Origin of the sequence: Caulobacter sp. UNC279MFTsu5.1 (assembly GCF_900114015.1) — a bacterium.
Taxonomy (GTDB): Bacteria; Pseudomonadota; Alphaproteobacteria; order Caulobacterales; family Caulobacteraceae; genus Caulobacter.
This window is the reverse complement of sequence record NZ_FORN01000046.1, coordinates 13,161-26,957: the sequence shown is the minus strand read 5'-3', so window position 1 is coordinate 26,957 and position 13,797 is coordinate 13,161. Positions and strand designations below refer to the sequence as shown.

Annotated in this window: 13 protein-coding genes; 8 read left to right on the top strand and 5 right to left on the bottom strand. The window is 66.2% G+C overall.

The genetic code is table 11. The features are described from left to right. Nucleotides 1-135: 135 nt before the first annotated feature. The 3 genes from BM066_RS20855 to BM066_RS20845 form a co-directional block, all read right to left on the bottom strand. On the bottom strand, nucleotides 136-1,431 hold the full coding sequence (locus BM066_RS20855) for a dienelactone hydrolase family protein (RefSeq protein ID WP_255367674.1): 1,296 nt from the start codon (nucleotides 1,429-1,431) through the stop codon (nucleotides 136-138). Nucleotides 1,432-1,959: 528 nt separating this feature from the next. Beyond that, nucleotides 1,960-5,322: a TonB-dependent receptor gene (locus BM066_RS20850; RefSeq protein ID WP_018062036.1), complete on the bottom strand. Its 3,363-nt coding sequence runs from the start codon at nucleotides 5,320-5,322 to the stop codon at nucleotides 1,960-1,962. Nucleotides 5,323-5,504: 182 nt separating this feature from the next. Beyond that, entirely contained in the window at nucleotides 5,505-5,882 is a 378-nt protein-coding gene (locus BM066_RS20845; protein WP_018113012.1) for an exonuclease domain-containing protein, read from the bottom strand. 51 nt (nucleotides 5,883-5,933) lie between these two features. Here BM066_RS20845 and BM066_RS20840 point away from each other — a divergent pair, with 51 nt between their 5' ends. From BM066_RS20840 to BM066_RS20830, 3 genes are all read left to right on the top strand, one after another. Further along, entirely contained in the window at nucleotides 5,934-6,257 is a 324-nt protein-coding gene (locus tag BM066_RS20840) for a hypothetical protein (RefSeq protein WP_018062034.1), read from the top strand. Further along, complete coding sequence (locus BM066_RS20835; protein WP_049801096.1) at nucleotides 6,254-6,850, top strand: alpha-ketoglutarate-dependent dioxygenase AlkB; 597 nt, start codon at nucleotides 6,254-6,256, stop codon at nucleotides 6,848-6,850. The genes BM066_RS20840 and BM066_RS20835 overlap by 4 nt, the downstream gene beginning before the upstream one ends. Nucleotides 6,851-6,920: 70 nt before the next feature. After that, a complete protein-coding gene (locus BM066_RS20830) occupies nucleotides 6,921-7,109 on the top strand; it encodes a hypothetical protein (protein WP_018062032.1) in 189 nt (62 codons plus the stop codon). A 25-nt stretch (nucleotides 7,110-7,134) separates the two neighbouring features. On the opposite strand, the gene BM066_RS20825 is transcribed toward BM066_RS20830, so the two are convergent. Further along, the gene (locus tag BM066_RS20825; RefSeq protein WP_049801098.1) at nucleotides 7,135-8,037 is read right to left on the bottom strand and encodes a LysR family transcriptional regulator; all 903 of its coding nucleotides are present in this window, start codon (nucleotides 8,035-8,037) and stop codon (nucleotides 7,135-7,137) included. A gap of 194 nt (nucleotides 8,038-8,231) precedes the next feature. Here BM066_RS20825 and BM066_RS20820 point away from each other — a divergent pair, with 194 nt between their 5' ends. The 5 genes from BM066_RS20820 (at nucleotide 8,232) to BM066_RS20800 (ending at nucleotide 12,926) form a co-directional block, all read left to right on the top strand. Next, on the top strand, nucleotides 8,232-8,966 hold the full coding sequence (locus BM066_RS20820) for an SDR family NAD(P)-dependent oxidoreductase (protein WP_018062030.1): 735 nt from the start codon (nucleotides 8,232-8,234) through the stop codon (nucleotides 8,964-8,966). A gap of 53 nt (nucleotides 8,967-9,019) precedes the next feature. After that, complete coding sequence (locus BM066_RS20815; RefSeq protein ID WP_018062029.1) at nucleotides 9,020-9,619, top strand: NADPH-dependent F420 reductase; 600 nt, start codon at nucleotides 9,020-9,022, stop codon at nucleotides 9,617-9,619. A gap of 751 nt (nucleotides 9,620-10,370) precedes the next feature. Beyond that, nucleotides 10,371-10,937, top strand: a complete 567-nt coding sequence (locus BM066_RS20810; RefSeq protein WP_018062027.1) for a carboxymuconolactone decarboxylase family protein — start codon at nucleotides 10,371-10,373, stop codon at nucleotides 10,935-10,937. Beyond that, the gene (locus tag BM066_RS20805) at nucleotides 10,930-12,147 is read left to right on the top strand and encodes a patatin-like phospholipase family protein (protein WP_018062026.1); all 1,218 of its coding nucleotides are present in this window, start codon (nucleotides 10,930-10,932) and stop codon (nucleotides 12,145-12,147) included. Before BM066_RS20810 ends, BM066_RS20805 begins: the two co-directional genes overlap by 8 nt. Further along, nucleotides 12,144-12,926: a 3-hydroxybutyrate dehydrogenase gene (locus BM066_RS20800; protein WP_018062025.1), complete on the top strand. Its 783-nt coding sequence runs from the start codon at nucleotides 12,144-12,146 to the stop codon at nucleotides 12,924-12,926. Before BM066_RS20805 ends, BM066_RS20800 begins: the two co-directional genes overlap by 4 nt. Nucleotides 12,927-13,114: 188 nt before the next feature. On the opposite strand, the gene BM066_RS20795 is transcribed toward BM066_RS20800, so the two are convergent. Then, nucleotides 13,115-13,738 (bottom strand): TetR/AcrR family transcriptional regulator, encoded by a 624-nt coding sequence (locus BM066_RS20795; RefSeq protein WP_018062024.1) that lies wholly within the window; start codon nucleotides 13,736-13,738, stop codon nucleotides 13,115-13,117. Nucleotides 13,739-13,797 lie beyond the last annotated feature (59 nt).

The following is a 13,797-nucleotide window of genomic DNA, read 5'->3' as shown; positions in this document are numbered from 1 at the left end:
TACTACGTTTGAACTAGGTTCGTTGACGTGCCGCGGAGCGGCCCTTGCGCCGATCCAGGTTCCTGACCTTGGCTTACCGACGCCAATGGCGATCTACGACCCTGAGCGGAGGTCTCGCCATGGACTTATGCGGCCCTAAGGCTGCACCCCGAGCGCCATCAATTGCTCGACCCCGTTGGTGTTCTTCGGGTTCAGCACCAAAGACTGGCGATAGGCGGCGATCGCCAGGGCCTTGTCGCCGTTCTTGGCGTAGGCCTCGCCCAGGCTGTCAAAGGCGTTCCAGCTGTCCGCGTGGATCTCGGTGCCCAGCCGAAGCAGGGCGACCGCCGCGCCGATGTCGCCGTCGCCCATGCGCTGGTAGCCCCAACTCACCAGTTCGTCATCGGAGAGCGTGAAGTCCGGCTCCCGGGCCTTGAAGTCCTGGTAGACGCTCGAGGCCTTGCCGAAGCCCTGGCGGGCCAGTTCGGCGGCGAAAGCCGCTCGGGTGGGCGGCGCGCCCTGGCTGTGGGTCACGCGGGTGATCAGCAGGTGGGCGGGCGCGCCGCTCTTGGCGGCCGGCAGGTCCAGGAACGCCCGGCTGGCCGCGTCGCCTTTCAGATAGGCGTCCAGGAACCGGCGGACATAGGTCTCCATCCAGGCGGTTGCGGTCGACAACTCATCCTTGTCGTAGTCGCTGTAACGGTTGTCGCCCAGCAGGCGCTGGCCGAACATTACCGAGAAGTTCTCGTGCACCATCGGGGCCAGCGTCACGCGGTAGATATCGGCGTACTTCATGTGGTTGAGCGGGCTGGTGACCTCGTTGCGCCCCTCCGACAGATCCTCGATCTCACGCGGCCGAGCGGCGATAAAGAGCAGGGGTGCGGTAGCGCGCGCCTGGGTGGCGTAGGCGGCCTGCTTAAGCAACTGGGGCCAGTACCGGACCGAGCCGTCCAGGGCGACCAGGGCGTCGATGCGGCTATCCTTGGCCGCGGCCAGAACATTGGCCAGGCCGCCCCAGCTATAGCCGATCACGGCCAGGCGATTGGTGTCAGCCTGGGACAGGCCATGGGCGTAGCCGATCAGGAATTCGATGTCGCCCGCCTGGGCCTCGACGCCCTCCAGGTCGGTTGTCATGCCGCGCTGAGCCTGACCCAGGCTGGGGCTCGCGATGACCACATAACCCTGGCTGGCCAGGTATTCGCAGAGGTCGGCGTTCTCGAACGCCCAGGCGCTGAAGCTAGGGGCGTAGATCACGACCGGGAACTTGCCTGATACGGCGGCGGCGTCGCGATGGGCCTGCATCGGCGCGGCCAGCTCGGCCTTGGCGCGCTCTGGCGACAGGGCGCTGGTCCGTTGCCGGGCGAACGCGGCCTCCAGGGCCGCGCGCTCGGCGGGCGTGTGTTCGAAATCGTCGTCGCTAGCGCCGATCTTGAGATAGTCGGCGACGGTCATAGTCGGCTTGGCGGTCTTTGCCGCAGGGTACCAGACAAAGGTCTGGATCGGCCGCGCTCGCTCTCCGGTGACCACTTTGCCCGTGGCGACGTCGGTGAGCCCCCGATAGGCGCGGGAGAAATCGTATTGCTCGACGACCTTCAGTCCCACCGCGTGCGGGCCGGGCGGGTTCGCGCGGGTAAAGTTAGAGTCTGCGAGGCCAACGGACGGTGCAGCAAGAAGCACCAGCAACAGAAACAATACGCGCATGTCTTTCCCCTCGGGCGGGGCAGCCATGGCCGCGTTCCCGAACGGCGCCAACTAAAGCTTCTGTAATGTGAAGCTGTGAGACTCAGACGCCCTTATCTCCCGCACGCCGCCGAGAGCTTGTCCGTTTCCCCCCCTCTCCGCCGATCCGAAGGTCTGCATCGCCGGCCGGGCAGCGCCAGTTTCTGACGTTAGCGCATCTCCATGAGGGTGACGTTCGCCGTTCGGGAACGGCAATCGGCGGATCGAGCAGACCAAGGCCCGCCCCGCCGACGGCTCAGATCAGAACTCGTAACGCAGTGAGACCTGCATGTACCAAAGCGACAGACCCGTGTTGCGGGTCTTGGTCACCGAGGTCGGGACACTGGAGTAGCGGTAGCGATCGCAGGTGGAGACGTTGGTCGCCACCGCGTTGCCGGCGGCGTCCGCGCAATCGACGCGGGCCAGGGTGTTGATGTCGCCATATTCCGACACCAGGCCCCAGTCGCGGTTGATCAGGTTCAGCACGTTGCGGACGTCGACCTGGAGCTTTAGCTTGTGGCCGTCGATCAGGGTCGGCAATTCCTGGCTGAACTGGGCGTCCAGGCGGTTCACCGGGGCGTTCGTGTTCGAGTTCTTCTTCACCAGGCCGGTCGGCAGGTCGAACTGCGTGACGTATTTCCTGAACAGCGCCAGGTCGTTGGGCGTAGCGAACCGAACGATGCCGAAGTCCAGGCCGCTGGCGCCGCCGGTCCCGCTGAGGTCCGGCACGTACAACATCTGGGCCGTGCGGTTGACGCCGAACACCTGGCTGCGGCCCGACTGGCGGTCCTGCATGTAGAAGCCGAACGGACGGCCGTCCTGGCGCTCGGCGAAGAGCGTCACGCGGGTCTCGTTGTCGCCGAAGAACTTCTTCCGGTAGCTGAACTCGGCCTTGTAGCGGTTCTTGATCTCGTAGACCGAGCGGCCCAGGTAGTCGCGGTTCGGGTCCATGCCGGCGGCGACGCCGCCGTACAACGAGCCGGCCGTGGTGCCGAAGAACAAGCCGGCGTTGATGTCGTTCATGTTCTGGCGGGCGTAGCCCAGCGAGAAGTCGCCGCCCCAGTCGAAGCGCTTGGATATCTGGGCCGAGGCGGTCCAGCTGTCGCCCTTGTCGGCGTTGGTGACAATGACGTCGCGGTTCGAGCCGAGATTGGTCGACGACTTGCCCGGCGTGGAGGCGGCCAGGCCGTCATAGCGGATGCGGCCGTCGGGCAGGAACTTCTGGACGCCGTTGATCACCAGCGGCTGGGCGCGGCTGTCGTAATAAGTGATCTCGTTCTTGGCCTGGGTGGCGATGTAGTTGACGGTGGCGGTCCAGCCCTCGGTCCACTTGCCCGAACCGCGCCACTCGCCCGAGAGGTAGAGCTTCCACTGGCCCGGCATCTCGAAGCTGGGCGACAGGGCGATCACCTCACTGAGCGGCGGGATGGTCGGCGAGCCGGTCAGGGTGCCTTGCTGCAGTTGCTGGACGACCGTCGGAACGGCCAGGCCGAACTTCGGGTCGGTGTTCAGGTTGTTCAGCGCCGCGGCGCCGATCGCCTGGGTGAAGCCGGGCGTGCCGCCAGTCTCCGTGAAGGCGCCGTTGTTGTTGCGCTGGATGGTGACCTGCGAGGTCGCATAACCGGTGTTGTAGAAGGAGATGCCGGTCAGGACGTCCGGCGAGCCACCGGCGAACAGGCCGAAGCCGCCGGTGAAGCGTAGGCTGTCGGTGGCCTTCCAATCTACGGAGACGCGCGGCATCAGGACGGACAGCCCGTCGATGGTCTTTTGGTTGTTGAAGCCGTTCCGGCTGGTGAAGTTCGGGTTCAGGATCGGACGGTCCGGCTCGTCGTACCAGTCGAAGCGGAAGCCGGCCGAGACCTGCAGGTCGTCGGTGATGTCCAGGGTGTCCTGGGCGAAGCCCGAATAGGTCCAGTAGGTGCTGTTGAACGCCGCGTCGTTCGGATTGCCGGTGACCGAGTTGGCATAGATCAGCTGGCTGGCCCTGCCGGCCTGATAGTCGGCGATCGAGTCGAAATAGTACTGGCCGCGCGAGTTGGGCACGAAGACGTCGAAAACGTCGGCCTTGCGGGCCTGGGCTCCGACCTTGAAGCGGTTGTCGCCAAGGCTGTACTCGGCCACGGCCTGGTAGCGGGTCTCCTGCTCGTCCAAGGCGTTGGCGTGGCGGAACTGGTCGGGGCCGAAATAGACCTGCGAAAAGCCGGCGGCGCAGCTGGTCAGGGTGGTGTCCGAGGCGGCCGCAGTGCAGATGCGCACGTCCGAGAAGTTCTGGCCGCCCGGCGGGTTCTGGCCGTTGCGATAGTCGCGATAGGTGGCCTTCAGCGTGGTCGACAGGTTGTCGGTCCAGTTGGAGTGGACTTCCAGCGTCGTAGCCTCGTCGCGGTTGGCCTGCTGGTACCAGTGCGAGAACAGCGAGGCGACGCCGGCGGCCAGGTCCGTGCGTTGGAACGAGCTGCTCTCGGCGTAGCGATAGGTCAGGCTGGCGCGGTGCTTGTCGTTGATGTTCCAGTCGATCTTGGCCGAGTACTTCTTGTCGGTGACCGGCGCGGTCAGCGGAATGCCGCCCAGGCTGTAATCGCTGGCGTAGTTGTTGTTGTAGGTGCTGACGATCGAATCGATCGTCGTCTGGGTTAGGCCGTTCGAGAAGGTGTTGACCGCGCCCGAGCCCGGCGCGCCGAACTGGGTGGTGTCCAGGGTCTTGTAGGTCTCGTAGCTGACCGCGAAGAACAGCTTGTCCTTGATGATCGGGCCCGACAGGAACCCGCCGTAGTTCTTCTGGCTGATGGTCTGCGGCACGCGGGTGTCGCTGTAGTGACGGCCGACCATGCCCTCGTTCAGGTAGTTCACGAAGCCGACGCCGTGGAACTTGTTGCCGCCCGAGCGGAGCACCAGATTCAGCGCGCCGCCGACGAAGTCGCCGTTCTCGACATCGGTCGGGACGGCGGCCACGGCGAACTGCTCAACGGCGTCGAGAGTCACCGGCCCCCGCGCGGTGCTCATGCCGCCTTGAGCCAAACCGAAGTTGTCCTGAGCCGACACGCCGTCGACCGCCAGGCGGTTGAAGCGCGGGTTCGAGCCGGCGATCGAGATGCCGCCGGCGTTGGTGCCAGCGCGGCCGCCGCTCAGGTCCTGGGCCACCAGGATGTCACGGCGAGCGAAGTCGCGGGGATCGCGGGTGACGGCCACAACGGAGTTCAGATCATCGCGGTTCAGGACGGTCTTGGGGCCCTGGTCGTTGTTAGTGCGGCTGGCGGCCGACACCACGACCGCCTCCACCTGCGCGCTGTCGCCCAGCTCGACGTCCAAGTCAGTGGTTTTGCCGAGGCTCAGGAACAGGTCGGTGTAGGTCTTAGAGGCGCCATCGGGCGTGGAGACCGTCACCGTGTACGGGCCGCCGACCCTCAGCCCGCGCGCGTCGAACGCGCCCGTCGCACCGGTCATGGTCACCGCGCGCGTGCCCGAAGATGTGTGCAGTACGGTGACGCTGGCGTTGGGCACGGCGACGCCGCCGTTCATCACCTGCCCATGCAGGGCCGCGGTGGTTTCCTGCCCATAGGCAGCGCTGCTGGCCGCAATGGTCAGCGCGCTTAAGGCGGCCCCCGCCGCCAAACGCTTCATCAACATCGATTTTCCCCTCTTTGCGGCCCAAGCCGCAACCAAGGGCGTCACATTGCTCCGCCGCCGGAGGAATCGAAGAACAACGTGGCGGTTTCTGGCGGCCCGGGTTGCGACAGGACGCGGCTGCCTGGGATTTGAACGCTGGTCAGCGAGCGGCGCTCGCTCCTTAGGCGTAGTGAAGTAACGCCTTACTTGCGCGGCTGCCGCGGCGGGACTCTTGATTCCAAAGACATGGGAAACGAGATCGGATTTCGGCTTAGAAAAATGGCGTCGTCGATGCCGGTCAGGGCGGTGATTTCGGGCGGGATTGGCCGCGTCGGCTGGCGAAAGCCGTGGAAAGCCTTGCCGACTTCGTAGATCCTCCCGTCCACCCCGTAGCGGAACGGGACCATGGCCAGCTCGATGATCTCGTCCTGACGCCAGTCCAGGCCCGTAGTCTCGACGTCGCGGCCATCGCTTCCAGATCCGGGGCCTGATCCTCCATATCGCCCGCATAGCGCCAGAGCCGATTCCCAGGCAAGTCGCGGCCTCGTCAGGACCAACCCCCATTTCGCGTTCCGGTCCATTGACTCCCGCCGGCCAATGAGAACAATTGGAGAACAACCTGGACATCCGCCATGCCCCCTTCCCCGCGTCGCGGACGCGTCGCCGCGCCCGCCGGCCAGCCGCCCCATGTCTGGCGCAAGAGCATCGAGAAATTGACCCGCCAGCACGAACAGGCCGGCGCCCCGCCCAACCTCACCCTCTGCTTCACCTTTCCCAGCGGCCGCCCCGCCTCGCGCAGCCGTGTGACCTTCGTCTTGCCCGAGCATGTGCCCGACTTTGACGGCGAAGAGGCCTGGTTCGAGATGGCGCTGACGGCCGGCGTCCCGTGGTCGTATTGGCGCGCCGTGCGCCAGGTCGATCCGCCCGCGACCACCAGACAGGCCGACGCCCGATGAGCGTCCAACCGAGCCTCTTTGACCTGCCGCCCGCGCCGCGCTGGCCCATGCCGCAGGGCTTCGCCTATCGGCCCGACCTGATCGGCCCGGCCGAGGAATGCGACCTGGTGGCTCGGTTCGCCGACCTGGACTTCAAGCCCTACGAGCACCTCGGCTATCTGGGCAACCGCCGGGTCGCCAGCTTCGGCTGGCGGCGGGACGACAGCGGCCGCATGATCGAGACCGGCGAGCCGATCCCCGACTGCCTGCGCCCCTTGCTCGACAAGGTCGCCGCCTTCACGGGTCTCGCCCGCGAAAGCTTCCGCCACGCCCTGGTCACCGAATATGCGCCGGGGGCCGGCATCGGCTGGCATCGCGACCGCCCGCCCGCCGTGGCCATCGCCGGCGTGTCGCTGGTCTCGCCCTGCAGCTTTCGTCTGCGGCGAAAGGCCGGAGACAGATGGGACCGCGCCACGATCGAGGCCCAGCCCCGCTCGGCCTATCTGATGAGCGGGCCGGCCCGCAGCGACTGGCAGCACAGCATCCCGCCGGTCGCCGCGCTGCGCTATTCGGTGACGTTCCGGACGGTGCGCGCGCCAAGGCCAAGCTACTGACGGATACGTGTTTTGAGGCCGTCCCATCGGAACGACAGGATGGGCGTCACACCAGGACGGGAAAGCCAAGATGATCGAGCGGACATTCCAGCCCGGCGAGCAGGTGCTGCGCACCGGCGTCGACCTGCCCCATCTGGGCGTCTTCAGCGGCCAAGTCTACGAGGTCGAGGACTTCGAACGCCACCACGCCGAAGGGCTCTATGTCCGCGGCGTCCCCGAAGGCCTGGACCCGGGCAGCTTCCAGCCGATCGAGGCTTGAGGCCCGGTGAGCGACCTGCCGCACATCAGTCGCCGGATGCGGACAGCCCTGTAAGCAGCGGTGCGTAGCCAGCGAACTTCAGGGACAGAAATTCGATGAAGAGCCGCACGCGCTTGGTCTTGCGCGTCTCGCCCTGGGTGAGAATCCAGAGCGCGCCGTTGAGGCGTGGCTCGATGCCCGGCGCCCTCGCCAGCAAGGGGTCGGCGTCGCCAACGAAGCACGGCAGTCTTGTCATACCGATGCCGTGCCGCACCGCGGCGACCTGCGCCTCGGCGTCCGGAGCCCTGAAAGGCGCCCCGGCCGCGCGGATCTCGCCCGCGTTGGCCCAGTCGGGGACGCCACGATCGTTGATGACGATCGGCCGGATCGGCCCTATCGCGCCCGCACGCCACTTGGCCAGCAGATCGCGGGACAGATAGACCCCACCGGCCAGTTGCGGTCCCATCAGGCCGTGGAGATTGAGCGGCAGAATCTTGCGGTCGACGACGAAGCGGATCGCTACATCGGCCTCCCGGTTGGTCAGGTTCGCCACCTCGCCGGTCGATAGGATCTCGATCTCGATGTCCGGATGCAGGCGGGCGAAATCGGCCAGGTCCGGCATGAGAAGGTGGGTCGCCAGGAACGGAGGCAGCGTGACCCGTAGAAGTCCGCGTGCGCTCTGGTCCCGGCCAAAGACGCGGGTCTCCAGTTGGTGAGACGACGCTTCCATCTGCTCGGCGAACTCGACGACTTCCTCGCCCGCGGGCGTAAGGCGGTAGCCCGACGGCCGCTTCTCAAAGACCTGCACCCCCAGCCGTTGCTCGAACTGAGCGATGCGCCGGAGCACGGTCGCGTGGTTCACGCCGAGACGCTCGGCGGCGGCCCTTACCGAGCCGCTGCGCCCGACGGCGAGGAAGTAGCGAACATCGTCCCAGTCGACCTTTTCCACGGTGCGATCTTGCACCGTGACGCGCAATCCGCAAGGTTCATGTCGCCCATACCACGAAGCTCGATCAATCATGCGGATCGTTTTTGCACCATCGATGTGCGTCGTTCCACACTGAAAGCCCGGCTCCGGCAGGCCTATTTCGGGGCTCTTGGATCGTCCTCGGGCGATCAAACGAAACCTGGAAGGAGAAGATCATGGGCAAGCTTGAAGGCAAGGTGGCGGTCGTCACGGGCGGAACGAGCGGCATGGCGCTGGCCAGCGCCAAACGCTTCGTCGAGGAAGGGGCTTATGTGTTCATCACCGGTCGGCGGCAGGAGGCGCTGGACGAGGCGGTGAAGGCGATCGGCCGGAACGTGACGGGCGTGCGCGGCGACGCGGCCAATCTCGACGACCTCGACCGCCTGTTCGATACGGTCAAGCGCGAGAAGGGCAAGATCGACGTGCTCTATGCGAGCGCCGGCATGGGTGAAGCTGTGCCGCTCGGCGAGATCACCGAACAGCACTTCGATACAACCTTCGGCCTGAACACGCGTGGAACCCTCTTCACAGTGCAGAAGGCCTTGCCGCTGTTCAACGACGGCGGGTCGATCTTCATGACCGGGTCGGTGGCCTCGCTCAAAGGGTTTCCGGGCTACAGCGTGTACGCGGCCAGCAAGGCGGCCCTGCACGCCTTCGCCCGCGGGTGGCTCAACGAGCTGAAGGGCCGAAACATCCGGGTGAATGTGCTGCATCCGGGACCGGTCGCCACGCCGATGCAGGATCAGGTCCTGACCGAAGAGGCCAAGAAAATGTTCGAGTCCCTGATCCCGAGGGGAACGATGGGCCGTCCCGAGGAAATCGCGGCCGCCGCGCTGTTCCTAGCTTCGGACGATTCGAGCTTCGTGAACGGGGTGGAGTTGGCGGTCGACGGCGGTTTTTCGGCCATCTGAATTCGCGCCGGATCGCCCCCGGCGACCGATCCCAACACCACAGGAGAACCATCATGAGCTATGCGATCATAGGGTTCGGCAAGATCGGCCAGGCCCTGGCCCACGCCTTCGCCCGCAGGAACATCGAGGTGGCCGTCGCCAGCCGCCACCCGCCCGGGGCCTTGGCGCCGCAGGCGAAAGCTATCGGCCCGACGGTTATCGCCAAGTCCCTGCAGGACGCCCTCAAGGCCGACACGATATTTCTGGCTGTCCGCTCCGAGTCTCATCGGGATGTCGCCAGGACCCTGCCGAGCTGGGAAGGCAAGACCCTCGTCGACGCGACGAACTCGCAGGCTCCGCTGGAAGAGATGGACGGCCTGCTGTCCTCCGCGTTCGTCGCCAAACTCTACGCCGGCGCCAAGGTCGTGAAGGGCTTCAACCACTTGGGCGCCATCGCTCTGGCGACGGATCCAGTCGTCGTGGGCGGTCACCGCGTCGTCTTCCTCGCAAGCGACGACGAAGATGCAGTCGCGCCCGTGGCGACCCTGGCCAAACAGCTCGGCTTCGCCCCCGTCAATCTGGGGCGGTTCGACGAGGGCGGCGCGCTGGTTCACGCCCGCGGTCCCGTCTGGGGTCCGCTCATCTTCCAGAACATGTTCAAGAAGGAGCAGTAGCGGATTGGGCCAATTGCGGGAGGGGTGATTCCCGAGCCCTTCCGCCCGCTCCACTTGGTCTGTGGCTGGGCCGCGCCATAACCAGACTCTCAGACCGCGCCAGAAACACGACGTCCACCCCGGCCCCCACCGGCGATGATCAACCCGGCGCTGGGCGGCGCCAACCCGTAGCGGGAGGCTCGAAGTGGCCGATGGCATGCTTGAGACCGGAGTAGTCTAAAGCACCGCGCAGAAAAGTGGCCGCCGGTTTTCCGCAAGCGATGCGAAAACAAAAATCTAGAGCAAGCCGAGCGATTCCGACATCGCCCGGCTTGCTCTAGGGTCCGGCCGCCCCAAGTCGCATGGGGCATCGGCTGGCGCTTAGGATAAGCGCGATGACGCAGCGATCCGGCGCCAACTTTGCCCGGATGAAACACCTCGCCCCTGTCGAGCCGGTCTTTCCGGCCGATAGCTCGCCGACGCTCGAACAGGCCAACATGGACGCGTGAAGGCGCCACGAGCGAAGATTGCCGCTGCCCACGGGGCGTGACATCGCGCCGGATTCAGCGGATCGGCCCAATCCTGCCGGGCGGCCAAGTCAGCTCCGCCATGGGGACTGGCGCTTTTTCCGAAGAATTGTGATGTCGGCGAGCAACGCGGCCCCTTCAATCGACGTCATCCCACCATATCTCTGCTGCACCGCACCATAGGCTCGGCGCCCCTCCTGCGTCGCCAGGCCCACGGCCGCTCCTCGCTCGTCGAAGGATCCCAGATGCGCCTTCCCCTGATCGCTCCCGCCGACCTCTCCCCCGAACAGAAACCGCTCTACGACGACATGCGACAGGGGATCGCCGGCCACTTCAACGCCTTCAAGGTCCAGCGCGAGGACGGCGCGCTGATGGGGCCGTGGAACCCGTGGCTGCACGAGCCGGCGATCGGCAAGGCGATCTGGGACTTCACCCTGGCCATGACCGCCAACGCCGTGCTGCCCGACAATGTCCGGCAGATCGCCATCCTGGTGGTCGGGGCTCGCTATGACGCCGCCTACGAGATCTACGCCCACATCGCCGTCGCCGAGCGCGAGGGCATGCCGGCCGAGCGCCTAGCCACCCTGGTCGCTGACCTCAAGCCCAGCGACCTGGCCCCGGACGAGAGCATCGCCTTCGACGTGGCCTACGCCCTGAGCCGCGGCGGCGTCCTGCCCGAGCCGCTGTACGCCCTGGCAGTCAAAACTTTCGGCCAGCACGGCGCCAACGAGTTGATCTACCTGGTCGGCCTCTACGCCCTGGTCTCGGTCACCCTCAACGGCTTCAACGTCCCAGTCCCCGAACGTGAATAGCCGGCTCCAGCCAAGGCGCCGGGGGGCGGTCGCCCCGGCCGAGCACCCTAAAGCCAACGCCACCGCCTTCGAGAGCGTCGCCCTACTGCTGCAAGGCGGCGGCGCGCTCGGCGCCTATCAGGCCGGGGTTTACGAGGCCCTCCTTGACGCCAATGTCGAGCCGACCTGGATCGCCGGCATCTCGATCGGAGCGATCAACAGCGCGATCATCGCCGGCAATCCGCGTGAACATCGCGTCGCCAAGCTGCGCGCGTTCTGGGAGCTGGTCAGCCAGCCCCGCGACTGCGGCTGGGTCAGCGGCTGGACCGACCTGCTGAACGGCGACGCCGCGCGCGGCTGGGTCAACCAGCTGTCGGCTGGCCAGATCGCGGCCAAGGGCGTGCCCGGGTTCTTCACCCCGCGGGCCCCGCCGCCGTTTCTGCGGCTGGCCGGCGCTCCGGGCGCGACCAGCTGGTACGACACCTCGGCCCTCAAGCCCACTCTGGAGCGGCTGGTCGATTTCGACCGCATCAACGCCAGGACCATGCGCTTCAGCGTCGGCGCGGTGAACGTCCGCTCCGGCAACTTCGCCTATTTCGACAACGAGACCGACACCATCGGCCCCGAGCACATCATGGCCAGCGGCGCCCTGCCTCCGGCCTTCGACGCGGTGGAGATCGACGGCGAGTTCTACTGGGACGGCGGTATGGTCTCCAACACCCCGCTGGACTGGGTGCTTTCGGCGCGGTCGGACCTCGACACTCTGATCTTCCAGGTCGACCTGTGGAGCGCCCAGGGCGTGCTGCCGCGCGACCTGTCGGAGGTGGCGGTGCGGATGAAGGAGGTGCAGTTCTCCAGCCGCACCCGCGCGGCGACCGACAGCTTCAAGCGGATTCAGAAACTGCGCGCCGCCTTCAACGAACTGCTGGCCCAGATGCCGCCGCAACTGGCGGCCACGCCCCAGGCCCAGCTCCTGGCCCAGGCGTCCGACCCCGCCGTCTACAACATCGTCCAGCTGGTCTACCGCTCGGCCACCTACGAGGGCCAGTCGAAGGACTACGAGTTCTCGCGTCGGACGATGGAGGAGCACTGGGACGCCGGCCGCCGCGACGCCCTGCTCACCCTGGCCCACCCCGAGGTCCTGACCCCGCCGACCGCGGCCCACTCGGTCCAGACCTTCGACTTCACGACCCCCAAGCCCGCTTCCTCCCCCGGAAAGGACCGACCATGAGCCTTCAAGACAAGGTCGCCGTGATCACCGGCGCCGCCAGCGGCATCGGCAAGGACATCGCCAAGGAATTCCTGGCCAACGGGACCAAGGTGGCCATCGCCGACCTCAACATCGACGCCGCCAACGCCACCGCCCTGGAATTCGACCCCAGCGGCCAACGCGCCTTCGGCGTGGCCATGGACGTCACCGACGAGGACCAGGTCGAGACCGGGATCGCCGCCGTCGCGGCTCGGTTCGGCGGGATCGACATCCTGGTCTCCAACGCGGGCGTCCAGATCGTCGGGCCGCTGGACACCTACAAGTTCTCGGATTGGAAGAAGCTGCTGGCCATTCACCTGGACGGCGCCTTCCTGACCACCCGCGCCTGCCTGCAGCGCATGTACGCCCAGGGTCGCGGCGGCAGCGTCATCTATATGGGCTCGGTGCACTCCAAGGAGGCCTCGGTGCTCAAGGCCCCCTATGTCACCGCCAAGCACGGGCTGGAAGGCCTGGCCAAGGTGGTCGCCAAGGAGGGCGCCAGGCACGGGGTCCGGGCCAACATCATCTGCCCCGGCTTCGTCCGCACGCCCCTGGTCGACAAGCAGATCCCCGAACAGGCCAAGGAGCTGGGCATCAGCGAGGACGAGGTCATCAAGACCGTGATGCTGAAGGAAACCGTCGACGGAGAATTCACCACGGTGGACGATGTGGCCCGCACGGCGGTGTTCCTGGCGAGCTTCCCGACCAACGCCCTGACCGGCCAATCGGTCGTGGTCAGCCATGGCTGGTTCATGCAGTGAGCAGCGCCGGCTTCCGGGACGCGCCCATAGCGGACTTGGAAGTCTCGCGAAAAGCAGACCTTCGATCGCGAGACCGGGAGCATGCGCCGCTTAGCCTCGCCAGAAGCTTGGGCGCTTGGCAGGCGCGCTGAATGGCTCCGACATCGCCCCCTCTTGCGAAGGGATGCTTCCGTATCCGCCGTCGCGGCTCAACCTCCAGACGGCGTCACATCCTTCAAGTCATAGGCGCGAACGAAGACGTCGACCGCTGCTTCGGCCGCCCCGACCAGATCCGTTTCGGCGATCGCATCCACCGCCCCTTCCATGAGCCTTTGAGCCGGGCCGGCCTCGCACAGGGCGAGGAAATGGGCCACCGCCCGCCATGGGTCGGCCCGGCGCATGCGTCCGTCATCCATGGCGCGGCTGAAATCCGCCGCCATGCGCGTCCAGCCGCGCTTGGGACCGTTTTCGAAGAAGAGCTTGCCGAGATTGGACTTGGCGCCCTCGGCATAGATGATCCGTCGGAAGGCGACGATCTCCGGATCGCTGAGGAAGCGCAGATACTGGATCGCGAACTCGCCCAGGCCAGTGGGAAGATCACGATTGTCGTGGAAGCGGTCGAACAGCGGATCGATCATCGTCGCGCCCTTCTCCAGCATCACCGCGACCAATAGATCCTCCTTGGACGCGAAGTAGCTGTAGAGGGTCTGCTTGGAGCCCCCGACCCGAGCGGCGACCTCGGACATGCTGGCGGCCACATAGCCACGCTCGAGGAACACGCCCTTGGCGGCCTCCAGAATGGCCAATCGTCTCTCTTCGGTCTTGACCCGCATGCGGCGTTTCTCGGCCCCTCAATCTTTTCTGGACCAACCAGTACACTTTTCGCTTGACG